We start from the raw sequence: 26447 nt of genomic DNA on the forward strand, positions 1-26447 counted from the left end.
ATTCTCACCGGAGTTTGGGATTGAGGGCGTCGCGCAGCCAGTCGCCGATCATGTTGACCGACACCACGATCAGGCAGAGCTGCACCGCCGGGAACACGACGATCCACCACAGGCCCGAGAAGAGATACTGGTTGCCGATGCGGATCAGCGTCCCGAGGCTGGGCTGGTCGGGCGGCATGCCGACGCCGAGGAAGGACAGCGTCGCCTCGCTGAGGATGGCGAGACCGAAGTTCAGCGTGGCGGCGACGAGGATCGGCGTCAGGCAGTTCGGCAGGATGTGATGCAGCATGATGCGCCAGGACTTCACGCGGATCAGCCGCGCGGCCTGTACGTATTCCTTCTTGCGCTCGACCATGGCGCTGGCGCGGACGGTGCGGGCGTATTGCACCCATGACGGCACGGCGATGGCGAGGATCAGGATCGGCGCGGCCAGCACGTCCTTCAGCCCCGTCGGCAGGGACGCGGTGGCGACGGCGGTGATCAGGATCGCGATCAGGATGAAGGGCATCGACAGCAGCACGTCGCCGACCCGCATGATGACGTTGTCGATCCAGCCGCCGAAATAGCCCGCGATCAGCCCCAGCGTCAGCCCGACCGCCAGCGCCACCATGACCGAGGCGAAACCGATCACCAGCGAGATGCGCGAGCCGTAGAGGATCGCCGACAGGATATCGCGGCCCTGCGTGTCGGTGCCCAGCAGGTAGGGCATCTGGCCGTCCGCGTTCCAGATCGGCGGGATCTCGGCGTTCCACAGCTCCAACGCGGACAGGTCGTAGGGGTCCTGCGGCGTGATCAGCGGCGCGAAAAGCGCGGTCAGCGCGACAAGGGCCAGCAGGCAGGCGGCGAAGATCGCGCTCGGGTGACCGCGGAACGAATGCCACAGGTCGCTGTCGCGCATCCGGCTCAGTCGGGACCTGCGGGCGGGCATCGGGGTGGCGGCGGGGACGGGCGTGGGTTCGGTTGTCATGGACAGGTCAGCCATTGGCCCCTCCGGCTTTGGCGGTGTCGTCGCGCAGGCGCGGATCGACCCAGGCGTATGTGACGTCGACGGCGGTGTTCAGCGCGACGAAGATGAACGAGACGAGCATCAGGTAGGCGGCCATCACCGGGATATCGACGAAGGTCACGGCCTGGATGAACAGCAGGCCCATGCCCGGCCACTGGAACACCGTCTCGGTCACCAGCGCGAAGGCGATCAGGTTGCCGATCTGCATCCCCGTCAGGGTGATCACCGGCATCAGGCAGTTCCTGAGCGCATGGACCCACTGCACGCGGGCGGCGGGCACGCCGCGGGCGCGGGCGAATTTCACGTAGTCGGTCCGCAGCGTCTCCAGCATCTCGGCCCGGACCAGCCGCATCACCAGCGTGATCTGGAAGGTCGAGAGCGAGATCGCCGGCAGCACCAGCGCGGCCCGGCCCGATGGCGTAAGCAGGCCGGTCGACCACCAGCCCACGTCCACCGTCTCGCCCCGGCCGAAGGCGGGCAGCCAGCCCAGCGTCACGGAAAAGGCGAGGATCAGCATGATCCCCACGACGAAGGAAGGCAGCGACACGCCCACGATCGACCCCAGCTGCAGCGCATTGGCCAGCCGCGAGTCGCGGTGGACGGCGGTGATCACCCCCAGCGGGATGCCGACCACCAGCGAGATGACGGTCGCCACCAGCACCAGTTCGAAGGTCGCGGGGAACCGGTCCCCGATCAGCACCATGACGTCCTGCTGGTTGCGGTAGGAGATGCCGAAATCCCCCTGCACGGCATTCGTGACGAACCGGGTGTACTGGGTGACGAACCCGTCGTTCAGCCCCAGCCGTTCCCGCAGCTCGGCCCGGTCGGCCTGTGTGGCCTGTTCGTTCACCATCATCTCGACCGGATCGCCGAAGAACCGGAAGATGGTGAAGGCCAGCAGCGCCACCGCCAGCATGACGAAGGCCGCGTTGGCCGTGCGCTTGATCAGAAAGGCGAGCATCTTCATCTCCGCTTTCGTCGCGGCCAGTCAGGCGCGCAGGGTCCCCTGCTTCCTCTGGCCGAAAATACTTCGGGGGGTGCGGGGGGCAGAGCCCCCCGCGCTGGTCGGATCGCCCAGGGGGCGATCCGACATCTTCAGGTCAGCTGCCCGAACCGACGCGCGCGAACCACAGCCGCGGCTTGTTGTCGGGGAACAGCGGCATCTCGGTCACCGCGTCGGTGACGGCCCATGCCATCGGCTGCTGGTGCAGCGGGATCATGATGATCTCGTCCTTGACGATCTGCAGCGCCTCGGTCTCCATCGCCAGCCGCTTGGGCGTGTCGAGTTCGGACCCGGCCGCGTCGATCAGCTTGTCCAGCTCCGGGAAGGACCAGCCGCCCCAGTTGAACACGCCCGAATTGCCTTCCTTGGTGTGGAAGATCTGCAGCAGCGGCGAATAGGCGTCGAGCATCGGCAGCGTCGCCCAGCCCAGCGTGTAGACGTCGGTGGTGCCGTTCGTCCGCTTCGGCGTCTGCACTGCGCGGGGCGCGACGTCGAGCTTCGGCGACAGGCCGATCCGCGACCACATCGACGCGATCGCCTGGCAGAACTGCTCCTCGTTCACCAGACCGTCGCTCAGGCAGTTGAACTCGAACGCCAGCCCCTCGGGCACGCCCGCCTCGGCCAGCAGGGCCTTCGCGGCGTCCGGATCGTATCCGGGCAGTGTATCCAGTGCCTCGGTGTATCCGGGGATCGGCGGGGCCACGGTCGCGCCCGCGATGCGGGATTTGCCGCGCATGACCTTCTGGTGGATCAGGTCGAGGTCGATCGCTTTGTAGAGCGCCTCGCGCACCGAGCGTTCCTTGAACGGGTTGGGCTCACCCGACACCAGCGTGTCGCGGAACGGGAAGCCGATCATCACGGTGCGCAGGTCGACGCCTTCCAGAACCTCGACGTTCGGGGCAGCGGCGAGGCGCGGAAGGTCCTGCACCGGCGCGTCGTTGGTGAAGTTGATCTCACCCGACAGCAGCGCCGCGACACGGGTGGCTGCCGAGGTGACCGGCGTCAGTTCGATCCGGTCGAGGTTGTGCTTGGGCGTGTCCCACCAGTCGGGGTTCACGACAAAGACGGTCTTGGCGTCGGGCTGGCGGCTTTCGACGATGAACGGGCCGGTGCCGTTGGCGTTGTAGGTGGCAAAGCCCTCCTTGCCCGACCCGATGTCGGTCGGCAGCAGCGAGTCGTTCGCCTCCATCCATTCCTTGTCGAAAATATGGATGTTCGTCAGGTCGTTGAGCAGCAGCGGGTAGGTGCCGTTCAGGGTGATGTCGACGGTCAGGTCGTCCACGACCTTGGACGAGACATAGGCGGGCAGGTTGCCCTTGAGCGGCGAGGTCTCGTGGCTGACACGCTCCAGCGAGGCGACGACGTCATCGGCGGTGAAGGGGTTGCCGTTGTGGAACGTGACGCCTTCGCGCAGCTTGAAGCGCCAGGTGATCTGGTCGTCGAGGATTTCCCAGCTTTCGGCCAGCGCGGGCTCGATCTTGAGCTCCTCGTTGTAACGCACGAGGCCCTCGTAGACGTGGTTCAGTACGTTGATCGTGAAGCTGTCGCCGTAGGAGTACGGATCGAGCGATCCGATGTCCCGGTTGGCGCCCCACTTGAGCACGTTCTCGGCCTGAGCGGCGCCGGCAAGGCCCGCCACTGCCGCAGAAACGAGCATGAGCGATCTGAGTTTCATGTGTTCGGCTCCCTGTCCTTGGATTGCATCCGGGAATCACCCAGATTGGATACGATGTGACTTTGATGACTGATTGTATTTTACTTGGCAAGAAAATTGTATCCAATTGACGTAAACATCCGGATACGCTATCTGCGGTGAACACCGAAGCGACAAGAAGCCGGACCATGGAAGAAAAGACGACCCTGACGGATGCCGTGCACACCCTGCTGCGCCGCGCGATCATCGAGCAGGCCCTCAAGCCGGGCATGCGTCTGCCCGAGGATACCGTGGGCGAGCAGTTCGGCGTGTCGCGCACCATCGTGCGCCACGCGCTGGTGCGGCTTGAGAACGAGGGGCTGGTCGTCACGCGCCGAAACCGTGGGGCCTTTGTCGCAGAGCCGTCGCTGGAAGAGGCCAGGAACATCTTCGAGGTGCGCCGTGCGCTGGAGGCCGAGGTGATCCGGATCCTCGCCGACCGGATGCCGGAAAGCGGTTATGACCAGCTCGAGGCGCATGTGCGCAGCGAACAGAGCGTCAAGGGCAAGGACGGGCCGGTCTCGATTCGCCTGGCCGGTGAATTCCACACCCTGCTGGCCGAGCTGACCGGGAATGCCGTGCTGTCGCGCTATGTCTCCGAGGTCGTTCTGCGCTGTTCGCTGATCATGGCGATGTATGCCAAGACGCATTCCTCGGACTGCGCGGTGGACGAGCATTCGCAGATCATCGCGGCGATCCGGGCCGGTGACGTCGGCAAGGCCACCGCGATCATGGATCACCACCTGGGCGCCGTCGCGGGCCGTGCGGAGCTGGAAAAGCAGCCCGACAGCGTGTCCTCGATCCTGTCCCGTTATGGAAAGGAGCTCGTTTCATGAGCCATCATGCCCTGAATTTCGCCGAACTGACCCCGCGCGAGGCCTACAAGGTCATGATCGGCACCATCGTACCGCGCCCGATCGCATGGGTGACGACGGTGTCGCCCGACGGGGTGGTGAACGCCGCGCCCTATTCCTTTTTCAACTGCCTATCCGCCGATCCGCCGATCCTTGCCCTCGGGGTCGAGAACAAGCCGGACCGCAGCTTCAAGGACACTGCCTACAACATCCGCATGACCGAATGCTTCACGGTCAACATCGTCGACCGCGCGAATGTCGGGCCGATGTCCGTCACCGCCGCTGCCTTCGGGCCCGAGGTGGACGAGGTGGCGATGGCCGGGCTGACCACCGCGCCGGGCGAAAAGGTGCTGAGCCCCCGCATCGCCGAGGCGCCGGTCGCCTTCGAATGCCGCAGGTATCTGGGAATACAGGTCAGTTCCGCGCGCGAGATCATCCTTGGCCAGATCGTCATGGCCCATGTGCGCGAGGACGTGATCGACCTCGACACCTTCTATTCCGACCACGCCAAGCTGGATGCGATCGGACGGATGGGCGGCAACGGCTATGCCGGGACGCTGGACTATTTCGACCTTGCCACGCCGTCGGTCGAGGAAGTCGTTTCGGGGCGCAAGGCGCGGGCCTGACCGACCGGATGGCAACGTGAAAAGGCCGGGCGATGCCCGGCCTTTCGCGTTTTTGGAGTCCCGGTCAGGCTGCGGGCGAGCCGACCGGCTGCGCCGCCTCCTTGGGCGCCTTCAGGTAATCCCGCCAGCCCCCGAATTCGGTTATGTCGCGCGCGCCGTCGAGGCCCGCCGCCTCGCAGATGAAGCCCTTGACCGACGACCCGTCGTCCAGCGTCACCGACCCGAGGCCGAGCGGGGCGGGAATGCCTGCCAGGAATGCGCCGACGCCGGCACGGGGCAGGGCCCAGATCTCGGCGGCGATACCGGTGCCCGCCCCGGACTGGCGGCTGAGACCGGGACGCTCCGGCGGGCCGCCCGCCAGCGCATAGAGCCTGTAGCCCGGCGCGGTGCGGCAGGCCCTGAGGAAGCGGGCGCCGAGGCGGGTAAGCTCTCCGTTCAAGGGCAGGCCGGACATGTGGGCCCCGCAGACCAGCACCTCGAGCTCGTCCGCGCCCGCGCTGTCGGGCAGGGCGGGCGGCGCGCTGCGGGTCCAGCCGGTGGCCCCCATCGGCCCGGCCTCCAGCATCATGCCGACCGCCGCGAGGCGTGCGTCGTGTCCGGCGCGGCCCAGCAGGGTGACGCTGGCCGGGCGCCCGTCGCGGCGGGTGCCGCAGGGCACGGCGAGGCCGCAGAGGTCCAGCAAGTTCACGAAGTTGGTGTAGGTCCCGAGCATCGAGTTCGGGCCGATCGGATCGGCGATGATCTCCTCCACGGTGACGAAGCGGGGGATCGTCGGTACGCAGAGCATGTCGATCCCGTCGAGCGCTGCCATGCAGATCTTGCGCAGTGCGGCGAGGCGATACTGGGCGCGGAACGCGTCGACGGCGGTCAGCGATACACCCGACCCGACGATCTGCAGCGTCACCGGGTGCAGCGTCTCGGGCTTTTCTGTCAGCCGCGCGCCGATGGCGGCGGTGCGTTCGGCCACCCACGCCCCTTCGTAGAGAAGACGGGCGACCTCGTAGAACGGGGTGAAGTCGATCTCCACCACCTCGGCCCCGGCGGTGCGCAGGCGGGTGACGGTTTCGCGGAAGCTTGCCGCCTGATCCGCGTCGCCCGCGGTTTCGAGGGTGTTGGCGGTCGGCACGCCGATGCGGGGGACGGAGGGCATGGCGGACAGGCGCGGGGCGGGGAAGGCGCGGGAATAGGCGTCGGCGGGATCCTCGGCCTGCGCCACGGCAAAGACGTCCCACGCATCCGCGACGGTGAAGGCGAAGACCGATATCGTGTCGAGCGTCCGGCAGGCGGGTACCATGCCGCTGCCCGACAGCGCACCCAGCGATGGCTTGAGGCCGACCAGCGCGTTCAAAGCGCCGGGCACGCGGCCCGAGCCTGCGGTGTCGGTGCCGAGAGAGAAGGCCGCGATGCCATGCGCGACGCCGACCGCCGAGCCGGAGGAGGAGCCGCCGGGCACGATGGCCGGGTCGATGGCGTTCAGCGGCACGGGGTAGGGGCTGCGCACGCCGACGAGGCCGGTGGCGAACTGGTCGAGGTTGGTCTTGCCGAGGCAGATCGCCCCGGCGGCCAGCAGGCGCGCGACGACGAAGGCGTCGGTCTCGGGCATGTAGGCGAAGTCGGGGCAGGCGGCGGTGGTCGGCATGCCCGCGACGTCGATGTTGTCCTTCACGAGGAACGGCACGCCCCAGAGCGGCCTGCCGTCGCGCGGGCCGAGGGCGGCGGCGGCGGCCATCGCGGCCTCGCGCCCGTCATGGATCAGGATGCCGGGATCGTTCACGGCGTCGAGGCGGGCGAAGGCTTCGGCGATGACCTCGGCGGGGGTGGTGCCCGCGTCGTAGGCCGCGCGCAGCGACGGCAGGGTGAAGGGCAGATCTTTGATCATGGGCGGGTCCTTTGGTCTTCGGGTCTTGGAAACGGGCGCCGCATCAGGCGGCGGTCTGGGGGCGCGGCGCCTGCGGCGCGGCGGACAGCAATTCAGCGGTGTAGGGGTGCGAGGGGTGGTCCATGACCTGCTCGACCGGGCCGGCATCCACGATCTCGCCGCCCTTCATGACGATGACGTGGTCGCAGAGCAGGCGGACGACGTTCAGGTCATGGCTGACGAAGAGGTAGGACATGCCGAGCCGGACACGCAGGTCGGCCAGCAGGTTCAGCACCACCGCCTGGATCGACACGTCGAGCGCGGCGGTCGGCTCGTCCAGGATCAGGAAATCCGGGTCCGGCGCGATGGCGCGGGCGATCCCGACGCGGGCCTTCTGGCCGCCCGAAAGCTGGTGCGGGAACCGGTCCAGCAGATGCGCCGGCAGGCCGGTCAGGCGGGCCAGCTCCTCGACCCGCGCATCCAGCGCCGCGCCTTTTAGGCCGGTCATTCGCTTGAGCGGCTCGGCGATCGACTGACGCGAGGTGTGGCGGGGGTTCAGGCTGTCGGTGGCATCCTGGAACACCATCTGGATCTTGGTCCGAAGCGGGTTCCGCGCGAAATCGGCCGCCGGGATGGCGGCGAGGTCCTGACCCCGGAACAGGATCTGACCGGAGGTGCTGTCCAGCAGGCGGACCAGCATAGACGAGGTGGTCGACTTGCCGCAGCCGCTCTCGCCCACGAGACCGACCGACTGGCCCTCGCGCACGGTGAAGGAGATGCCCTTGACCGCGTGGACCGGGCCGGACTTGCCGGCATAGGTCTTGGTCAGGTCCTTCACCTCGATCAGCGGGGTGTCCCTGACCATGTGGGGCGCAAGCAGGGTGCGGGCCTCCTCGGGCAGGAGCTCACGGATCTCGACCCCGCGCCGGGGCGTCGCATCGACCAGCTTGCGGGTGTAGGCGTGCTGCGGATTGCGGAAGAGGTCGACGGGGCCGCCTTCCTCGACGATCTCGCCGTCCTTCATGACCACGATCCGGTCGCAGTATTCCGAGGCGAGGCCGAGGTCGTGGGTGATCAGGATCGACGACATGCCGCGCGCCTTCACCAGTTCGTCCACGAGATCCATCACGGCCTTCTGGGTGGTGATGTCGAGCCCGGTGGTCGGTTCGTCCATGATCATCAGCTTGGGATCGCAGGCCAGCGCGATGGCGCAGACGACCCGTTGGCACATGCCGCCGCTGAGTTCGAAGGGATAGGCGTCATAGCGAGCGGCGGCGTCGTTGATGCGGACCGCCTCCAGCGCCTCGATTGCCTTGGCGCGCGCGTTCTGGCGGCTGGCGCGGGCGTGCTGGATCAGCACGTCCTCGATCTGGTGGCCGACCTTGCGGATCGGGTTCAGCGCGGCGCGGGGGTTCTGGAAGATCATCGAGATCTCGCGCCCCCTCAGGTCGCGCATGTCGCGTTCGGAGGCCTTGCGCAGGTCGACGCCGGAATAGACCGCGTCGCCCGCCTTGATCCGCCCGTTGGCGTCGAGGATGCGCATCAGGGCGTAGGAGGTGACGGACTTGCCCGACCCGCTTTCGCCGACGATGCCGAGCCGCTCGCCCTTGGCCAGTTCGAAGGTGATGCCCTTGACGGCGGTGACTTCGCCTTTGCGGGTCTTGAAGGCGACCTGGAGGTCCTTGATGGAGAGCATCGGTCAGGTCCTTTCGTGGCGCGGGGTGGCGGGGGTTTCGGATCGCCGGGGGCGATCCGACCGGGCGGGGGGCTCTGCCCCCCGCACCCCCCGGCATATTTCCGGCAAGATGAAGGGGGAGGGGCGGCGCGGGGCGGTCATGTCCGGCGCCTCGGGTCGACGATGTCGCGCAGGCCGTCGCCCATCAGGTTGAAGGTGAAGACGGCGAGCATCAGCCACAGGCCGGGGAAGAGAGCCATCCACCATTCGCCCGAGACGATGTAGTTGGCGCCCTCGGCGACCATGATGCCCCATTCGGGCGTGGGCGGGCGGACGCCGAGGCCGATGAACGACAGGCCCGCCGCGTTCAGGATCGCCCAGCCGAGGTTCAGCGAGACCTGCACCATCATCGGCGGCAGCGCGTTCGGGAAGATGTGGAAGGCGAGGACGCGGGCGTCGGAATTGCCCGCCAGCTTGGCGGCGAGGGTGAAGCCCGCCTCGCGGCGGATGTTGACCTCGGCCCGGACGAGGCGGGCGTAGAAGGGGATGTTGATGATCGCGGTGGCGTAGATGATGTTCGCGACCGAATTGCCGAGCGCCGCGACGATCCCCATGGCCAGCACGAATAGCGGGAAGGCCATGATCGTGTCTAGGCAGCGGCTGGCGATGATGTCGAACCAGCCGCCCCGGTAGCCCGCGAGGGCCCCGATGACCGAGCCGAAGATGAAGCTGAGCGTCACCGCCGCGACCGAGATGATGAGGTCGAGCCGGGTCGCCACGATCACCCGCGAGAACACGTCGCGCCCGAGGTTGTCGGTGCCGAACCAGTGGGTGGCCGAGGGCGGCTGCAGGACGGCGGCGGCATTGGTGGCCAGCGGATCGTAGGGGACGATCCAGGGCCCGATGGCGGCCGAGATCAGCAGGCCCGCGAACATAAGGAACGACAGGCCGGTGACCGGGTTTTCGCGCAGGACGTAGCCGATGTGTTTCAGGGTGCCGGAGCCCTTGGGCGCGGGGGGCGCGGGGGCAGGGGCGGCGGGGGTCGTGATCTCGGTCATTTTCATTTGGCTGAGGTCCCGAAGCGGGGGTCGATCACCGAATAGGCGAGGTCGATCACCAGGTTGAGGAAGACGAAGAGCAGCGCCATCGCCAGCACGAAGCCCTGCACGGCGGCATAGTCCGAGACGACCAGCGCCTCGACCGCGTAGGAGCCGATGCCGGGCCAGGCGAAAACCTTTTCCACCAGCACGTTGGCGCCGAGGGCGAAGGAGAAGACCATCCCGAGCGTCGTCACCACCGGCAGCAGCGCGTTGCGGAAGGCGTAACCGTAGAGCACCTTGCGGCGGCTCAGCCCCGAGGCACGTGCGGTGCGGATGAAGTCCGCCGACAGGGCCGAGAGCATCGCCGCCCGTGTCATCCGGGCGATCGGCGCGAGGGTGAAGAGCGCCATCGTCGTCGCGGGCAGGACGAGTTGCTTGACGGTGCCTCCGAAGGTTTCCCAGTCCCGCGCAATGACGCTGTCGATCAGGAAGAACCCGGTGACATGCGGCGGTTCCAGATAGACGAAGTCGAGCCGGCCGAGCGGCGAGGGCGCGATGCCGAGCAGGTAGTAGAAGACGTAGACCAGCACGATGCCGGTGAAGAAGGTCGGCAGCGACACGCCTGCCGTCACCAGCAGGCGGCAGAGCTGGTCGACCCAGCTGCCCGGCCGCGTGGCGGCCAGGATGCCGAGGGGGATCGAGATCGCGCAGGACACGAAGAGCGCGGTCAGCGTCAGTTCCAGCGAGGCGGGCAGCCGCGCCGCCAGTTCCGACACCACGGGCCGTCCGGTCGAGATCGACTGCCCCAGATCACCCTGCAGGAGCTGCGCGCAATAGATGAAGAACTGCTGCAGCAGCGGTTTGTCGAGGCCGAGGGCGCGCCGGACCTCCTCGATCGACTCGGGCGTGGCGGCGATCCCGGCGAACTGTGCCGCCGGGTCGCCGGGCAGCGCCCGCGTGAGAACGAAGGAGATCACCACGACGCCGATCACGACGGGGATGGCCTGCGCGATACGCAGGGCGATGGCTGTCCCGCGGCCCGACATGGCTCAGCTCGCCACGGGGGTGAGGGTGCGGACGTCGAGCTGGCGGTGGAACCAGAACTCGTAGCCGTCCGCGCCGTTCATCGCGACGTTCAGGGCCGGCTGCCACAGCGGAATGCGCGGCAGTTCGTCGAGAACGATCTCGAACATGCGCGTGATCTTGGGCGCGTATTCCGGATCGTCCATCTCCATGTGCAGCGTCTCGTTGGTCAGCTGCTCGACCTCCTCGTTGAAGTAGTTGGAGGAGTTGAACAGGTGCCCCTTCTGATAGGCCCAGAAGAAGTAGTAGTCGGGCGTGTCCAGCCAGCCGGCGAAGTTCTCGAGGTGGAATTCGAGCCGCTTCTCGACCAGCGAGGCGGTCCGCCAGTTCGCGCCGGGGATCTTGTCGATGGTGGTCTTGATGCCAAGCTTGCCGACCGCTTCCTGGATCAGCAGGGCTGCGGGCTCCATCCAGTAGGCAAGGTCGAGCGCGATGGACAGCGGCACCTCGAACCCGTCCGGATAGGCCGAGGCGGCCATCAGTTCCTTGGCCTTTTCGAGGTTGGTGGAATACTGCGACTTGCGCGGCCATGCGGTGTCGGTGATCTCTTCGGTGCCGCCCCACAGCGGCGCGCCACGACCGTAGGCGGCGGTCTTGAAGATGTCCTCGTAGGGCACGGCCCATGCGATGGCCTTGCGGACGTTCGGATCGGTGAACGGTTCGAAATTGGTGTTCAGGCAGAGCGCGTGCACGCAGTTGGCGATCGGCGTGCTGTCGACCTTGAGCATGCCGGACAGTTCGGACGCGTCCTTGTCCGAAATGCCGAAGGCCACCTGAACGTCACCGCGTTCGACCAGCGCGCGCTTGGTTGCGGCGGACGGCACCTCGCGCCGGACGACGCGCTTGACCGCGGGGGTCAGGCCGCCGACCCAGCCGTCGAAGCGTTCGTAGACCAGCTGCTGGCCGTTGTCCCAGCGGATCACCTTGTAGGCGCCGGACCCGATGGTGTTCTGGTGCAGGTATTCCATCGCCCACGGGTCCTTGTCGGTCGCGTGCTCCATGGCCAGCTTGGAGTTGATGATGAACGGCACCGGCACGGCGAGGTCGGGCAGTGACAGCTTGGACGGACGGTCGAGTGTCACGGTAAAGGTGTGGTCATCGACGGCGGCGAACTGGTCGGGCCGCTCCAGCCCGCCGGCCTTCATCTGGGTGGTGGGGAAGCCGCCGACGGATACGGCACGGTCGAAGGACCACTTCACGTCCTGCGCCGTCACCGGCGTGCCGTCCTGGAAGACCGCGTTCGGTTTCAGCTTGAATGTGATGACCAGCCCGTCCTCCGAGGTCGTCCAGCTTTCGGCCAGTTCCGGCACGATCTGCGAGTAGTCGAAGCTGACGCCGCCCTCGGGCGTGGTCTTGGTGCCGAAGCGGATCAGGCGGTCGTAGCAGTTGATCGCGACCTCGTAGCTGGCGCGGTTGGTGCCGGTGCGGTGCAGGTCGAGCGAGTTGATCGTCTCGCCGCTGGCCACGACGACGGTGTCGCGCGCGGCGGCGCTGGCGGGCAGCGACATGAAGAAGGGCATCGCCGACAGCGCGGCCCCGGTCTTGAGGAAATTGCGGCGTGTGGTGGTCATCTCGGGGGCCTTTCGAGCTGGGTTTGCGTGGTCCCCGTCAGGTTGCTGTATCGCCCCCATTGCTCAAAATGCTATGATTTCACAGACGCGGTGCATTTTCGGCAACGCAGTTTGGAAAGGGTTGAAGATGAAGCACTTATACACCTTCGCCCTGATCGAGGCGGTGGCGCGGTCGGGCTCCATGCGCAAGGCGGCGGAGGATATGAACCTGACCGCCTCGGCGCTGAACCGGCGAATCCGGCGGTTCGAGGAGGAATTCGGCTCGGACCTGTTCGAACGCATTCCGGGCGGCGTGCGGCTGAACCCTGCCGGGGAAATGGTGCTGCACCACTACCGGGCAACCCTGTCGGACATCGCGCGGGTGCAGAGCCAGGTGGCCGACCTGTCCGGGGAACGGCGGGGCCATGTGAGCATCGCCTGTTCACAGGCTCTGCTGCCGTACTTCCTGCCGGAACAGATCGCGCGCTACCGGGCCGAGCATCCGGGCGTCACGTTCTCGGTCAAGGTCCGCGACCGCGCGCGGGCCGAGCAGGAGCTGGCGAGCTACGATTCCGACCTCGCGCTGGTGTTCGAACCGGTCTACCTCGTGGATTTCGAGGTGCTGCACCTCGTGCCGCAGCGGGTTCACGTCGTGATGCGCGGCGGCCATCCGCTGGCGGCACGGCCCGAGGTGCGGCTGCGGGAATGTCTGGACCAGCCGCATGTCGCGCCGGATGCGCGCTATGGCGTGCGGCACCTGCTGGACTTCGCGGCGCGGCGGATGCGGCGGCAGCTCGATCCGGTGCTGGAGACCGAGAGCTTCGAACTGATCCGCCACTACGTGCTGCACGAGAACGCGGTCGGGTTCCAGATCCCCATCGGCCTGCGCGAGTCCGCCGACGGATCGGTCGCCTTCCGCCCGGTGTCCGAAAGGGACGTCGCGCCGGGCAGCCTGATCCTTGGCCAGCTCAGGGGGCGGACGCTGCCGGTGGCCTCGGCCCGGTTCGCGATGCAGCTTGCGGCGGCGCTGCAGGACGTGGCCGCCTGAGCCTAGCTGAACACCATCGGCAGGTTGAACGTCTTGGGTCCGCCGCCAAGTTCGCCGGGCGCGCGTGGCATCCGCCCGGCGCTGCGGATCGCGTTCAGCGCGGCGCGGTCCAGCGCGCCGCTGCCTGACGACCGGACCAGCGCGGCGCCCAGAACCTGACCGTTGGTCGCCACGGTCAGGCGGACCACCACCTGGCCCCCGCGACCGCCGGGATGCCGCTTGCGGCTTTCCACACGGGCACGGATCTGCGCGCCCCATGCGGAAATCAGGCGCTGCTGCTGTGCATTGGACAGGCGTTTGGCCCCGGCGTTGCGGGCGTCGCCCGCCTGCGCGGATCCGCCGGTGCCGGCCGATTTCTGTGCCGGACGGGCGGCGGCGCTTTCGGCGCGTTTGCGGGTGTCCTGCCGGGTGTCCTGACGTCTTGGCGCGGGCTTCTGCTCGGCGCGGGCCGTTTCGATCTCGCGCGGGCGGACCTTGGGGCGCAGGCTGGTTTCCGGCGGCGCGTCGGCGGTGCGCTCGGGCGGCGGCTCGGGCGTGGCTGTGTCGATCTCGGGCAGGTCGGGGCGCACGTCGGCGGTCTGCCGCTCCGGCGCCGCCGGGCGGTCCGGCGTCGTGTCGCGGGCGGGCGGCGCGGTCGGAGCCTCGGGCGCGGGGGTCTCCATGCTGGGCATGGCGGGCGCGGTGAAGGCGACCTCGGGTGCGGGTGGAGGCGGCGTTTGGGGGTCGTAGCTGGGCAGCGCCAGTTGTTCGCCCTGCACGTCAGGGCGTTGCGGCGCGGGGGCTGCGGGCGGTGTCGGCGCGTCTGCACTGGGCAGCGCGACGGGTTCCGTCACGGGCGGGGGCGGAGGCGGGGGATCCTGCACCTCGGCCGTTTCGGGCGGGCGCGTCCAGTCCTCGACCATCGCGGCGAGTTCGGGCACGGCAGCCGCGATGGTGGCCGAGGAGTCGCCCCCCTGGCCGCCGGTCTCGGCGCCGCCGTCCGGGGTGCGCCAGTTGGTCAGCAGCCCCAGATGCGCGGCGGCGGCCAGCGCGAGGAATATGGGAAAGTCGACCCTCATTCCGGCACCGTCACCAGTTCGACGCGGGCCAGCCCGCGCGCGGCGAGCGCGGCGAGGGTGCGGGCGACGACGCTGGCCTCGGCCCGGCCATCCGCGCGCAGGCGGTGCGGTTCCTCGGGCAGCGCGGCGAAAGCGTCCAGCGCGGCGTCGTCCCGAAGCTCGCCAAAGGCGGCGGTGCCGTCTTGCGACAGGTAGAGCGCCGTCGGGGCGTTCTCGGCATCCGTCCCGGCGGCGGTCGGCGGCGTGACCTCGATCGGGTCGGGTGGGACGAGCTGCGAGGTCATCAGGAAGAAGATCAGCAGCAGGAACACCACGTTGATCATCGGAACGACGGATTCCTGCTGCGTGCGGCGGGGCGGGGGCGAGAAATCCATCATTCGACCAGCACCAGTGCCGTGAACCCGGCGGCGCGCAGCCCGTCCGCGATCCCGATCACCCGCTGCAGGTCGGCCCCGTCGCGTCCGCGCAGGACGATGGTGTCTGCGGGCGTCTCGGTCAGCTCGGCCAGGTCCTGCGGCAGCGCCTCGGGCGTTGTGTCGATGCCGTTGATCCGCAGGCTGTCGGGGCCGATGTCGACCAGACGTGGCGGGCCGGAATAGTCCGAACCGCCACCGGCCAGCGGCAGCGGCACCACGTTTTCCATGCCGAAACGCGAGGCCAGCATGAAGAACACCAGCAGCAGGAACACCACGTCGATCAGTGGCGTCAGGCTGGGCTTCCGTCTGGGCCGGGTATCGGCAAACAGCATCATTCGGCGGCGGCCCTCAGCGCGCCCTTCACGGCGCGGCTGTCGGGCAGCGGCGCGATGAAGATGCGGGCGGCGATGTCTTCCATGTCGGCGCGGACCGAGGCGATGACCGCCTCGAACCACGTCAGCGCGGCCGAGGCCGGGATCGCCACGGCCATGCCCGCCGCGGTGGTCAGCAGCGCCTCCCAGATGCCGCCGGCCAGCAGGGCGGGATCGGCGCGGTTGCCGGCCTCCTGCAAGGCCTGGAAGGCGGCGATCATGCCAAGCACGGTGCCCAGCAGACCCAGAAGCGGGGCAATGGTGGCGATCAGTTCCAGCGCGCGCAGGCCCGAGGACTGGTCGGCCATCTGGCGCTTGGCGACGCGCGCCGTTTCCTCGCGCGCCTGTTCGTCATCCAGCGACAGCCGGGCGACCATCGCGGCATGGGTCATCCGGCTGCGCAGGCCCCGGCGCTTGGCCACGCGGGTCAGCGCGTCGTCGGCGCGGCCCGCTTCCCAGGCCTCGACGGCTTCGAACGAGGGGCGGCGGGACCATGCCCCGGCGCCGGACAGGCGCCAGACCTTCCACAGGATCAGCGCCAGCGTGAACACCGACAGCGCCGCGATGGCCCAGATCGCCGGGCCCCCGTCGATCAGCAGCCGCAGGGCCGCCGAGCCCGGTGCGGCGACCGGGGCAGCGGCGGGCTCCGCCCCGGCCCCGAGGGTATCCGCCTCCTGCGCGATGGACGGCAGAGGGGTCAGTATCACGCCGGTGACCAACGGCAGGAGACGGATTCGCATGGGTCAGAACCTCGTGGTTACTGTCAGGGCAAAGGTGCGCCCCGGTTCGTTCAGCGGAATGATGTTCGCCTGACCCGCGCCGTCCGACGCGCGGCTGACATAGGTTGTGTCGAACACATTGCGCACGTCCAGCCTTACCTCGGTATTGCTGAGTTGCGGAAGGGTGTAGGCGGCATAGAGGTTCAATACCTCGTAACCCGGCAGCGTCGTCGGCGTGTCGTCATTGTCCAGCGCGATCTCGGCGGTGCCGCCGACCATCAGGGCGGGGGTGACGTTCCAGCCCGCCGACAGGCCGATCACATGGCCGACCGGGCGGCCGTAATAATAGGCCGTCGTTCCGATCGGCGCGCCGCTCAGTTCGACATCGGCGTAGGTGTAGTTGACCTGCGCATAGCCCTGCGCCCCATCGTAGCGCAGCGAGGCGTCGACCCCGCGCGAGGTCACGTCGGCCCGTGTCCGTCCCGCCGTCAGCACGTCGTTCACGTCGCGGATCTCGGAGTAGAAGACCGCCGCGCTGGCCGTCCAGGGGCCCGACTGGAACCGAAGCCCGGCGCGGCCGTTCAGGGCGTCGGATGCGGAGGGCGTGCCATAGGCCCATGCCCCGCCGAGGTTGATGAGCGAGGCCTCGCTCAGCTCGTAGCCGCCCCAGCTGTAGGCCCCGCCGACGTTGAACGACAGCGTGTCGGTCAGCGCGATGTCGGCGGCGGCGTTGACGCTGATCCCGGCATCGTCGTGTTCGGACCCGTCGGCCAGCGTTAGGCGCTGCAGGTCGGCCCGGACGCCGTAGGACAGCGACACGCGGGGGCCGACGTCCTGCCGCATCTGGGCAAAGGCGCCGATGCTGTCCAGCTGTTCCCGCGCCCGGCCCGCGTTCAGCGGTCCTTGGCCGCGTGCGGTGTCGCGGAAGAAGTCGATGCCGGTGTTCAGGACACCGCCCGCGAACTGGACCTCGGCGCCCAGCGTTCCGCTGAAGCTGGTGTTCGTGCCGATGGCCGCCCCGGCCTCGACCAGCTGCTCGTTGTAGGCAAGCTGCACCTTGGGCGTCCAGATGCCGTCCGGGGTCTCGTCCGTCCAGCCAAAGGTGAACGCCGTCCGCTGCGCCACCGCCTCGCGATAGACCGAGGGGCGGCCGACCACGCCGGTGAAATCGGGCCGCGCGTAGTAGAGACCGCCGGGGCCGGTCTGCATCGCCCGCTCGCCGCTGTCGCGGGTGCGCTCGGCCGAGAATTCGAACCGGTGGCCGCCTTCGGTCGTGACCGCGCCCTTGGCGGTCAGCGATGTGACCTCGGCCCCGGTGCCGCGCACGGTGGTGCCGGACCCGTCCTTGTAGTCGTCGCCCTTGGTGCGGACCCCGCTCAGCAGGAATTCGAACCCGCCCTGCACGCCGTAGACCGTCGCGCCGGTGCGCAGGGTGTTGTTGCTGTCATAGCCGATGGTCGCCCGCCCGCCGACCGTCTGGCCGAAGTCGAGCATGTCGCGCGCGTCCTTCGTCTCGTAGGCGATCAGGCCGGCCAGCGCGCCGGGGCCCGCGTCGGCGGGGGCGATGCCCGAGCTGACCTCGACCCGCTTCAGCAGGAACGGGTCGATCAGGACGTTGCCGGTGTGGTGGAAGGCCGACTTGTTCTGCCGCGCGCCGTCGATGGTGACGGAGAGCAGGCTTTCCTCGATCCCGTGGACAAAGACCTTCTGCGCGATGGCCGCGCCGCCGCTGGTCGTGATCTCGGATTCACCGTCGAACACGTCCGCCACGGTGGCGGGATTGCGCGCCTCGATCTCTTCCTCGGTGACGGCCGTGTTGCCGAGCACATCCTGCGCGGCCTCGGATTCCACTCGGATCGTGTCCAGCTGGATGATGTCCTGGGCCTGCGCAAGCGGCGCCCAGATGGATGCTGAGGCGAGCAGAACCGCCTTGGCCTTGAGGGTCATGTCCCGTGTCCCGTTTCTTTTTCTGGCTGAGGGCTGGCGGGACCGCGGACGTGTCTCTTGCTGGCGTTCACCTTGGCGATATTAATTCCGACTAAATTTGTCAATCAAGCCGGACGAGATTCTTACACGATCACGAGAGGCCGCCCCTCGACCTCGGCCACCCGCGCGGTCGTGCCGAAAACCTCGGCCAGCAGGGTGTCCGTGACGACCTCGGACGGGGCGCCTTGGGCGGCGATCCGGCCCTCCTTCATCACCACCAGCCGGTCGGCGAAGGCGGTGGCGTAGTTGATGTCATGCAGCACGACGACGACCGTTTTGCCGTCCTCGTCCGCCAGCCCGCGCATCAGCCGCATCAGGTCGCGCGCGGCGGCGATGTCGAGGTTGTTCAGCGGCTCGTCCAGCAGCAGGTAGTCGGTGTCCTGCGCATAGGCCATGGCCGCGAAGGCGCGCTGCTTCTGACCGCCGGAGACTTCGTCGAGGAACCGGTCGCGCAGGTCGGTCAGGCTGAACCGCTCCAGCGCCCGGTCCACCTGCGCGCGATCCTCCGCGCCGGGTCGTCCGCGGTGCCACGGGTAGCGGCCGAAGCCCACAAGTTCTGCCAGGCGCAGCCGGGCGGATACCTCGGTGCTCTGCGGCATGACGGCCAGCACGCGGGCGAGGTCACGGTCGGCGACCTTGCCGATCTCATGCGGGCCGACACTGATCCGGCCCCGCTGGATCGGGCGCAGCCGGGCGATCAGGGACAGGAGCGTCGACTTGCCCGCACCGTTCGGGCCGATCAGCGCGGTCAGCCCGCCGTGAGGGATGGTCAGGTCGATGTCGTTCAGCACGGGCGCGCCGCCCAGCCGATGGTGCAGGTCCGTGATCCGTATCATGCGGCGCGCCTTTTAAGCAGGAGGACGAGGAACACCGCCCCGCCGATCAGTTCGATCACGACGGTCAGCGGGGTGGCGAGCGCGAAGAGGCGCTCCATGATGAACTGCCCGCCGACCAGCACCAGCCCGCCGACCAGTGCGGCGGACGGTATCAGCACGGCGTGGCGGTGTGTCGGCGTGACGATATGGGCAAAGGCGGTGACGATCAGGCCGAAGAAGCTCGACGGTCCGAACCCGCCCGACGACAGCGGCCCGACCAGGGCCGTGGCGGCGGCGACGAGGATGCAGATGACCACCAGCGCCTGCCGCCGCAGCCGCGCGGGCGGCTCGCCCAGCCCCGTGGCGGCGGTGTCGCCCAGCGACAGGACATCGAGCCGGGTGCGCAGGGACCACGCGGCGGCCAACGCGGCGAGGATCGCGGTCGCGGACAGCGCCAGCAGCAGCGGGTCGATCTGGGTGAAGCGGGCGAAGGACATCGACTGCACGGTCTGGAACTCGCTCGGGTCGATCAGGCGCTGCAGGAACTCGGTCATCGACCGGATCAACAACCCCAGCACGATGCCCGACAGCACCAGCCGGATCATGTCGCCCCCCGCCAGCCGCATCAGCCCGGCAAACAGCAGCAGGCCCAGCCCCGCCATGGCTCCGAGGTTCGCGGCGAACAGCAGGCCCGGCGGGATCGCGGCATAGCCGGTGGCCCCCAGCATGTGGACCAGCAGGGTAAGGACAAAGACGTAGAGCGCGTCGAACCCCATCAGCGAGGGCGTCAGGATGCGGTTCGCGGTGACGGTCTGGAACAGCACCGTCGCAACCGACAGCGCCACGCCGACCAGCAGCAGCGCGGCCAGTTTGGTGGCGCGGTAGGGCAGCAGGAAGCTCCACGGCGCCTTGGCCGACCACAGCATGTAGCCCGCCGCGCAGACCGCCAGCAGCGCGGCCATCAGGACCAGCCGCCTAGGCACGCGCGGCCCCCCGGCGGATCAGCGCGAGGAAGGCCACCGCCCCGATCGCGGCGACTGTGGTCGCCACCGGCACCTCGTAGGGCGCGCGGATCCAGCGGCTGAAGATGTCTGCGGCCAGCACCAGCAGCGCCCCCGCAAGAGCCGTCAGCGGCAGCGCCCGGCGCAGGTTGTCCCCGGCAAGGCGGGCGGTCAGGTTGGGAACGACCAGCCCCACGAAGGGGATCGCGCCGAGCGTAACGACGACCATCGCGGTCACGACGGACACGGCCATCACCGCCCCGGCCGTCACCAGCCCGACGTTCAGTCCGAGCGCCCGCGCCGCATCCTCGCCCAGCGTCAGCAGCGTCAGCCGGTCCGCGATCAGGAACGTCGCGGCCGAGGCGGCGGCGGCGATCCAGAGCAGCTCATACCGCCCCCTCAGCACGCCCGACAGCTCGCCCGTCAGCCATGTCCCGAGGAACTGCATCATGTCGCCCTGGTAGGCGACGAAGGCCACCACCGCGCCGATCACCCCGCCGTAGACCAGCGCCACCAGCGGGACGAGCAGCGGCTGCGTCGGCGGCAGCGGACGGATCAGGGCCATCAGGATCAGGCTGCCCGCCAGAGCCGCCAGCGCGGCGGCGGCCATCTTGATCCAGATCGGCGCGGCGGGCACCAGCAGGGTGCAGAGCAGAATGCCGAGCGCCGCGCTCTGACCCGCGCCCGCCGTCATCGGCTCGACAAACCGGTTGCGCGCCAGAAGCTGCATGATCTGCCCCGTGATCGCCAGACCCGCCCCGGCGAGGATCGCGGCGAAGGTGCGGGGCAGGCGGCTGTCGACGACCAGCGACCATCCCTCCGCGCCCAGCAGGTCGGCCGGCGACAGCGGGATCGTTCCGACGAAAACCGACAGGCAGGCGAGGGCCGCGAGCAGCGCCAGACCGGCGCGGAGCATTCACATCGCTCCGAGCGCGGCGGCAATCTCGTCCAATGTGCGGGTCAGGGACCGGATGCCGCCGGTCGCGATGTAGAGCTCGGCAGGCGACAGGTAGATCACCCGCCCTGCCCGCGCCGCCTTGGTCCCGGCGACCAGCGGGTTGTCCAGCGTCGCCTTCGCCCCGTCCGACCCGTCGCCGATCGCGGCGCCCCGGTCGACGACCAGCAGCGTGGCGGGATCGGCCTCGGCGATGTATTCGAAGGACACCGCCTCGCCATGGCGGTTGTCGGTGATGCCTTCGACCGCCGGGGCGAAACCGACCTCTATGTGCAGCCAGCCGAACCGGCTGTTCGGACCGAAGACCGACAGCTTCGGCCCGTTCGTCATCACGATCAGCGCGTTGCCGCCCTGTGCGGCCACCATCCCGCGCACCTCGTCCAGACGCGCCTGAAGGTCCGCGTCCAGCGCCGCCGCGGCGTCCGCGCGCCCGAGCATCGCGCCAAAGGCGGCCAGCCGCGCGCGACCGTCGGCGAAGGCGTCGGTGCCGACGCTCATGTCCGCGACCGGGGCGATCCGCGACAGCGCGTCGGCCATGGCGGCGGCGCGGGGGCCGACGACGATGACGTCGGGGGCGAGGGCGGCGATGGCTTCGAAATCCGGCTCGAAGAAGGTGCCGACCGGGGTCGCGTCCTTCAGCGCCTCGGGCAGGTAGTCGACGTAAAGCGGGGCGACGACGCCCGCCGGGATGACGCCGAGGGCCGTGATCGTGTCGATGGCCGAGACGTCCAGCGCGACGATCCGTTCGGGCGTCTCGGGCAGAGTCATCGGCCCTTGGGCGGTGTCGAAGGTGACGGGATCGGCCCCGGCGGAGAGGGCGGTGGCGGCGAGAAACGCGCAGGCGGTCAGGAGGCGTCCGGCGAGGGTCATGGCAAGCTCCGGCTGTGTGAGACTGGCTTGCGCGCACGGCGCTGGCTGGACAGCCCGGATGTAAGCCCTTGGCAATCCGGGGTCAACGGAATACCTTACAGAAACAATCGACATATGGAGGCCGGTATGCAGACCGCCACGGCACGTTACGAGACCGCCAACGGATCGCGGTATCTTCAACAGCTCTGCAAGCACTTCGGGCACAAGGTGGAGGTCGAGTTCGACGCGACCTCGGGCCGTGCCGCCCTGCCGCCGGGCCCCGCCCGCATGACGGCGGATGACAAGGGGCTGGACATCGAGGTCACGGGCCCGGACGACGCGGGCCTGGGCCGCGCCAAGTTCATCATCGAGGACCACCTCAAGCGTTTCGCCTTCCGCGAAGGCTTCTCGGAACTGACCTGGTCCACCTGACGGGCCGGCGTCAGCCCGCGCCGGTGTTCTGCTCGATGGCCGAAGCGAGATAGGGCAGCAGCCGCGAAAACTCGTCCGAGCCGGCGGCGGACAGGTCGAGCGAAAAGAAGTTGCCCAGCTCCTGCGAGGCGGAAAAGACCTGTCCGGGCACCAGCAGCGGCCCCTGTTCCCCGACCGCGCGCGCGATGGCGATCGCGTCGCAGCCCGGCGGACAGCGGATCCAGCAGGTGTGGCCGCCGTCGGGGCGCGACACCGCCGCGCTGTGCGGCAGCACCTGTGCCAGTTCGACGATCCCGCGCCTGACGTTGTGTCCCAGCGTCTCGCGGTAACGGCGCAGCAGTCGGTCATAGCCGGGGCCGAGGACGAAATCCGCCACCGCCGCCTGGATCGGCACGCTGCCCGCGCGTTCCTCGTAGAACAGGCGGCTGACGATCATCTCCTGCCGGAAGCGCGGGTTGACGATCCAGCCCACTCCGTAGGTCGCCCCCAGCGTCGGGCCGAAGCTGCCGAACTGCATCACCAGATCCTGCGCGTCGAAGCGCCTCAGGCTGGGCACCGGGGCCGCGTCGTGGCCAAGCTCGCCGAAAATGTCGTTCTCGATGATCGGCACCCCGTATTTCGTCGCGATGGCCACGATCCGGGCCTGCACCTCTTCGGAATAGGTGACGCCGGTCGGATAATGACAGTTCGGCATCAGCAGGCAGGCGTCGACCTGTGTGGTCTTCAGCACCTGTTCGAAGGCCGCGACGTCCAGCCCGGTGCGGGGGTGCGAGGGCAGTTCGATGGTCGTGATCCCGCGCCGGTAGAGGACGGGCAGGGCGGGGAAGTAACCCGGCACCTCGACCAGCACCTTGCTGCCCGGTTTGCAAATGGTGTCGATGCAGGTCGACATGGCCGCCATGGCATTGGGCGCGATGACCACGTGTTCGGGCCGCGTGCGCACGCCGCGCAGAATGTTCCGCGCCGCCACGGCCTCGCGCAATCTTGGCATACCACCGGGATCGGGGGCGCGGTCCTCGTCCAGCACCTCGTTGCGGTGCGCCTTCATCAGAAGCGGCACCAGCCCCCGCGTGGGCATCGGCAGATGCGCCCGGATGATCCGCCGGACGCTGACATGCTGGGCGGCCAGCCAGTCCTCCAGCCGTCCGGACAGGTCCGACCCCTCGGCCGGGGCGTGGGATGGAGAGGGGGCGGGGAACTCGCCCATACCGGGTGCAGTGTCGGCGACGAAATAGCCGGATCGGGGCCGCGCGGTGATGGCGCCTTCGGCCTCCAGCAGGGCGTAGGCGTGGTTCACCGTGACGATGGAATAGCCGGTCTGCCGTGCCATCTCGCGAATCGAGCGCAGCCGCTCGCCGGGGCGGATACTGCCCGAGGCGATCCAGTTGCGGATGATGTCCGCGACCTCCTGATAGCGTTTTCGTCTGTCCGGCATCTGTACTTACTTCTTGCGGTCTATCTGTGTTGAGTATTGGAGCGAACGGTTCCCGAAATTGCGAGTCAGTTTGGCTGCGTGGCGTTTCGGGGGGGAGCGTACTCCGTTGAAAAACATCATGATGGCAGGATTTGCTGGGCGGAAGGACGGTCCGGCAGCAAGGGGCGGCTGATACCGCTCGCGCTGCGTTGCGGCGCAATCATCTGTTCTTATGATGATTCCGCTTCTCTGCGTCTATCGTAACAGAGGCCGCCGTGTTGCTATCATCAGCGAAGGAGGACCGCGGAGGTGGTCCCGGCGGAAACCGGCCCTGACCGGCATCCCGCCCGATCCACATCCGCAGCGCTGAACGGTGAAACTGCCGAGGGGTAGACCGCCGTCCGGCGTGACGCGAACGAATTGACTTAAACTGTCGGGCCGCAAGAGCCCGCGCAACCCGCAGCGGAGCGGGACCGACCCGGTGCGCCGGGCGGCGGGCTCCGTAATCGCCATGGTTGCATGCAAGGGAGGAAAAACCATGATCCACTCAACCCGCGCGACCGGCAGGCCGCGTCCGACCCGCCGCGACGTTCTCGGCATGGCCGCAGCGCTCGGCGCCGGAGCGCTGGTGTTCGACGCACCCTTCGCCCGAGCCCAGGTCAAGGGCGGCGAACTGCGCGTCAGCCAGTATTCCAACCCGTCCTCGCTCGACCCGTCGACGGGCCGGTCCGGGGCGGATCACACCGTGCTCTGGACGATCTACGACACGCTGGTCGACTTCAGCCCGGACCTGAAGCCGATGCCTGGCCTCGCCGAAAGCTGGGAGTGGGAGAACGAGACCACGCTGGTTCTCAAGCTGCGGCAGGGGGTGACCTTCCACGACGGCGAGCCCTTCAATTCGGCTGCCGTGCAGGCCAATTTCGACCATGCCAAGAACGGCCCCCGGTCGACCATCCGCCAGGACTGGGCTTCGGTGGACAGTGTGGAGGCCCGCGATGACCACACCGTCGCGCTGAACCTGTCCGAGCCGGACGGCGCGCTGGTCATGGTGCTGTCGGACCGCGCGGGCATGATGGCCTCGCCCAAGGCGATCCGCGAGAGCGGCGAGGCGGGGTTCGACCGGACGCCGGTCGGGACCGGTCAGATGAAGTTCGTCAAATGGGACGATGCCCAGCAGGTCGTCACCGAACGCAACGAAAGCTACTGGCGCGAGGGGATGCCGCATCTGGACGGCATCACCTTCGTCATCATCACCGACAACCAGACCGGGCTGCGGTCGGTGCTGTCGGGGCAGAACAACTTCGTCTACCGCGTGCCGCCCGTGCGAGTCGAGGAGGTCAGCAAGAACCCCGACTTCACCACCTACATCGGTCCGCAGCTTTACGTGCAGATGGTCTATTTCAACCTGTCCGAGGGCCGTGGCCCGATGGAGGACGTGCGCGTCCGGCAGGCGATCAACTACGCGATGAACAAGGAGGCCTACAACACCATCGTGACCTCCGGCAACGGCGAGATCGCCCATTGCCAGTTCCCGAAGGCGACCGAGGCCTACACGGACGAGATCGGCGCGATGTATCCCTACGACCCCGACCGCGCCAAGGCTCTGCTGAAGGAAGCAGGCTTCGGCGGCGGGCTGAAGCTGGTGTCGAACCATTACTCGGACCCGCAGTCGGCCCAGCGGATGGAGATCATCGCCGCCATGCTCGAAGCGGTCGGCATCACGCTGGAAAACACCGTCGCCGCCGTCGCGCAGTCGAACAAGACGTGGAACGAAGGCGTGGGGGACATCCACCTGTCCGCATGGACCGGTCGGCCCGACCCGGCGATGACCCTGTCGCTGCTGTTCCACAAGAACGCCTACTACAACAAGGGCGGGTCCGAGCCGTCGGTCGAGCTGACCGAGGCCATCGACGAGACCCGGCGGCTGGTGGATGCCGAGAAGCGGATGGAGTCAATCCATCGCGCCATCCGGCTGGAGCGCGAGAACGCCATGTGCCTGCCCATGGTGTTCGAGCCGCAGATCATCACACACGCCAACAACGTGAAGGGATGGGAGCCGAACATCATCGGCAAACCCCGCTACGGCGGCATGTGGATGGAAAGTTGAGCCCACGCATTGCCCTGCCCTCCGGGGCGGGGCCACGCTGTCCGAAACAGGGGAACCGATGAACGTTCTGCCGCTGAAGCCCGACCAGACCACCACCCGTGCACCGCTGCTGTCGGTGAACGACCTGTCGATCTATTTCCGCGCGGGACGCGGGCGATCGAACCGGGTCGTGGACAACGTCAGCTTCGACGTCGCGCGGGGTGAGACGGTGGGGCTGGTCGGTGAAAGCGGGTCCGGCAAGACCGTCACGGGGCTGTCGCTGCTCGGTCTGCTGCCGGACGGCATCGCATGGTCCGAGGGCGACGTCAGCTTCGAGGGTCGCCAGATCGGCGCGCTGCCGGAACCTGAGCTGAGAAAGCTGCGCGGACGGCATATTTCGATGATCTTTCAGGAGCCGATGACGGCGCTCGACCCGGTCTTTACGGTGGGAGATCAGATCGCGGAAACGCTGATCACCCATTTCAAGATCGGCAAGAAGGAGGCCAAGGCGCGGGCCATTCAGGCGCTGGCCGACGTCGGTATCCCCCTGCCGCAGAAGCGCGCTGAGGAGTATCCGCACCACCTGTCGGGCGGGATGCGCCAGCGGGCGATGATCGCCATCGCGCTGGCCTGCGAGCCGCAGCTGCTGATCGCGGACGAACCGACCACGGCGCTCGACGTCACCATCCAGGCCCAGATCATCGACCTGATCATGAAGCTCGTCGCCGACCGCGGCACCTCGCTGATCTTCATCAGCCACAACCTCGGCGTCGTGGCAGAGGTCTGCGACCGGATGATCACCATGTACGCCGGGCAGGTCGTCGAGGACGCAAAGACCGACGACGTCCTGATCGCGCCGCAGCATCCCTACACCTCGGGCCTGCTGGCCTCGGTCCCGCGCAAGTCGAT

Annotated in this window: 24 protein-coding genes; 6 read left to right on the forward strand and 18 right to left on the reverse strand. The window is 68.3% G+C overall.

Annotated features, from left to right (window positions below):
• Positions 1–4: 4 nt before the first annotated feature.
• From ATO6_RS21345 to ATO6_RS21355, 3 genes are all read right to left on the reverse strand, one after another.
• On the reverse strand, positions 5–982 hold the full coding sequence (locus ATO6_RS21345; RefSeq protein ID WP_217899046.1) for an ABC transporter permease: 978 nt from the start codon (positions 980–982) through the stop codon (positions 5–7).
• Positions 975–1967 (reverse strand): ABC transporter permease, encoded by a 993-nt coding sequence (locus ATO6_RS21350; protein ID WP_088626110.1) that lies wholly within the window; start codon positions 1965–1967, stop codon positions 975–977. Before ATO6_RS21350 ends, ATO6_RS21345 begins: the two co-directional genes overlap by 8 nt.
• Before the next feature lie 139 nt (positions 1968–2106).
• Positions 2107–3684, reverse strand: coding sequence for an ABC transporter substrate-binding protein (locus tag ATO6_RS21355; protein WP_088626083.1), 1578 nt, complete (start codon positions 3682–3684; stop codon positions 2107–2109).
• 167 nt (positions 3685–3851) lie between these two features.
• On the opposite strand from ATO6_RS21355, the gene ATO6_RS21360 reads away from it, so the two are divergent.
• Positions 3852–4538, forward strand: coding sequence for a GntR family transcriptional regulator (locus ATO6_RS21360; protein ID WP_088626084.1), 687 nt, complete (start codon positions 3852–3854; stop codon positions 4536–4538).
• A complete protein-coding gene (locus ATO6_RS21365) occupies positions 4535–5182 on the forward strand; it encodes a flavin reductase family protein (protein ID WP_088626085.1) in 648 nt (215 codons plus the stop codon). Before ATO6_RS21360 ends, ATO6_RS21365 begins: the two co-directional genes overlap by 4 nt.
• Before the next feature lie 64 nt (positions 5183–5246).
• On the opposite strand, the gene atzF is transcribed toward ATO6_RS21365, so the two are convergent.
• The 5 genes from atzF to ATO6_RS21390 form a co-directional block, all read right to left on the reverse strand.
• Entirely contained in the window at positions 5247–7061 is a 1815-nt protein-coding gene (gene atzF, locus ATO6_RS21370; RefSeq protein WP_088626086.1) for an allophanate hydrolase, read from the reverse strand.
• A 43-nt stretch (positions 7062–7104) separates the two neighbouring features.
• Positions 7105–8736: an ABC transporter ATP-binding protein gene (locus tag ATO6_RS21375; RefSeq protein ID WP_088626087.1), complete on the reverse strand. Its 1632-nt coding sequence runs from the start codon at positions 8734–8736 to the stop codon at positions 7105–7107.
• 137 nt (positions 8737–8873) lie between these two features.
• A complete protein-coding gene (locus tag ATO6_RS21380) occupies positions 8874–9779 on the reverse strand; it encodes an ABC transporter permease (RefSeq protein ID WP_254919236.1) in 906 nt (301 codons plus the stop codon).
• Positions 9776–10801: an ABC transporter permease gene (locus tag ATO6_RS21385; RefSeq protein ID WP_088626089.1), complete on the reverse strand. Its 1026-nt coding sequence runs from the start codon at positions 10799–10801 to the stop codon at positions 9776–9778. The genes ATO6_RS21380 and ATO6_RS21385 overlap by 4 nt, the downstream gene beginning before the upstream one ends.
• A 3-nt stretch (positions 10802–10804) precedes the next feature.
• Complete coding sequence (locus ATO6_RS21390; RefSeq protein ID WP_088626090.1) at positions 10805–12409, reverse strand: ABC transporter substrate-binding protein; 1605 nt, start codon at positions 12407–12409, stop codon at positions 10805–10807.
• A 127-nt stretch (positions 12410–12536) separates the two neighbouring features.
• On the opposite strand from ATO6_RS21390, the gene ATO6_RS21395 reads away from it, so the two are divergent.
• Complete coding sequence (locus tag ATO6_RS21395; protein ID WP_088626091.1) at positions 12537–13436, forward strand: LysR family transcriptional regulator; 900 nt, start codon at positions 12537–12539, stop codon at positions 13434–13436.
• A gap of 2 nt (positions 13437–13438) precedes the next feature.
• Here ATO6_RS21395 and ATO6_RS21400 read toward each other — a convergent pair whose 3' ends face one another.
• The 9 genes from ATO6_RS21400 to ATO6_RS21440 all read right to left on the reverse strand — a co-directional run bounded on the left by ATO6_RS21400 (position 13439) and on the right by ATO6_RS21440 (position 21627).
• Positions 13439–14494: a TonB family protein gene (locus ATO6_RS21400; protein ID WP_088626092.1), complete on the reverse strand. Its 1056-nt coding sequence runs from the start codon at positions 14492–14494 to the stop codon at positions 13439–13441.
• Complete coding sequence (locus ATO6_RS21405) at positions 14491–14871, reverse strand: ExbD/TolR family protein (RefSeq protein WP_369597076.1); 381 nt, start codon at positions 14869–14871, stop codon at positions 14491–14493. The genes ATO6_RS21400 and ATO6_RS21405 overlap by 4 nt, the downstream gene beginning before the upstream one ends.
• On the reverse strand, positions 14868–15245 hold the full coding sequence (locus ATO6_RS21410; protein WP_088626093.1) for a biopolymer transporter ExbD: 378 nt from the start codon (positions 15243–15245) through the stop codon (positions 14868–14870). The genes ATO6_RS21405 and ATO6_RS21410 overlap by 4 nt, the downstream gene beginning before the upstream one ends.
• Positions 15242–16021, reverse strand: a complete 780-nt coding sequence (locus ATO6_RS21415) for a MotA/TolQ/ExbB proton channel family protein (RefSeq protein WP_088626094.1) — start codon at positions 16019–16021, stop codon at positions 15242–15244. Before ATO6_RS21415 ends, ATO6_RS21410 begins: the two co-directional genes overlap by 4 nt.
• 3 nt (positions 16022–16024) lie before the next feature.
• On the reverse strand, positions 16025–17947 hold the full coding sequence (locus ATO6_RS21420) for a TonB-dependent receptor (RefSeq protein ID WP_088626095.1): 1923 nt from the start codon (positions 17945–17947) through the stop codon (positions 16025–16027).
• Positions 17948–18069: 122 nt separating this feature from the next.
• Positions 18070–18822 (reverse strand): ABC transporter ATP-binding protein, encoded by a 753-nt coding sequence (locus ATO6_RS21425; protein WP_088626096.1) that lies wholly within the window; start codon positions 18820–18822, stop codon positions 18070–18072.
• A complete protein-coding gene (locus ATO6_RS21430; RefSeq protein WP_088626097.1) occupies positions 18819–19784 on the reverse strand; it encodes an iron chelate uptake ABC transporter family permease subunit in 966 nt (321 codons plus the stop codon). Before ATO6_RS21430 ends, ATO6_RS21425 begins: the two co-directional genes overlap by 4 nt.
• Positions 19777–20718: an iron chelate uptake ABC transporter family permease subunit gene (locus ATO6_RS21435; protein WP_088626098.1), complete on the reverse strand. Its 942-nt coding sequence runs from the start codon at positions 20716–20718 to the stop codon at positions 19777–19779. The genes ATO6_RS21430 and ATO6_RS21435 overlap by 8 nt, the downstream gene beginning before the upstream one ends.
• Positions 20719–21627, reverse strand: coding sequence for a siderophore ABC transporter substrate-binding protein (locus ATO6_RS21440; protein WP_088626099.1), 909 nt, complete (start codon positions 21625–21627; stop codon positions 20719–20721).
• Positions 21628–21753: 126 nt separating this feature from the next.
• Between ATO6_RS21440 and ATO6_RS21445 the strand changes: the two genes are divergently transcribed.
• Positions 21754–22038 (forward strand): DUF2218 domain-containing protein, encoded by a 285-nt coding sequence (locus ATO6_RS21445; protein WP_088626112.1) that lies wholly within the window; start codon positions 21754–21756, stop codon positions 22036–22038.
• Between the two features lie 10 nt (positions 22039–22048).
• Here the strand turns inward: ATO6_RS21445 and ATO6_RS21450 are convergent, their stop codons facing one another.
• Positions 22049–23473, reverse strand: a complete 1425-nt coding sequence (locus ATO6_RS21450; RefSeq protein ID WP_088626100.1) for a PLP-dependent aminotransferase family protein — start codon at positions 23471–23473, stop codon at positions 22049–22051.
• A 517-nt stretch (positions 23474–23990) separates the two neighbouring features.
• Between ATO6_RS21450 and ATO6_RS21455 the strand changes: the two genes are divergently transcribed.
• Positions 23991–25559, forward strand: coding sequence for an ABC transporter substrate-binding protein (locus ATO6_RS21455; RefSeq protein ID WP_176441050.1), 1569 nt, complete (start codon positions 23991–23993; stop codon positions 25557–25559).
• 58 nt (positions 25560–25617) lie between these two features.
• Positions 25618–26447, forward strand: an 830-nt coding sequence (locus ATO6_RS21460; RefSeq protein WP_088626102.1) for an ABC transporter ATP-binding protein, incomplete at its 3' end; no start/stop codon positions are given.

The organism is Oceanicola sp. 22II-s10i (genome assembly GCF_002210105.1).
Taxonomy (GTDB): domain Bacteria; phylum Pseudomonadota; class Alphaproteobacteria; order Rhodobacterales; family Rhodobacteraceae; genus Pseudooceanicola.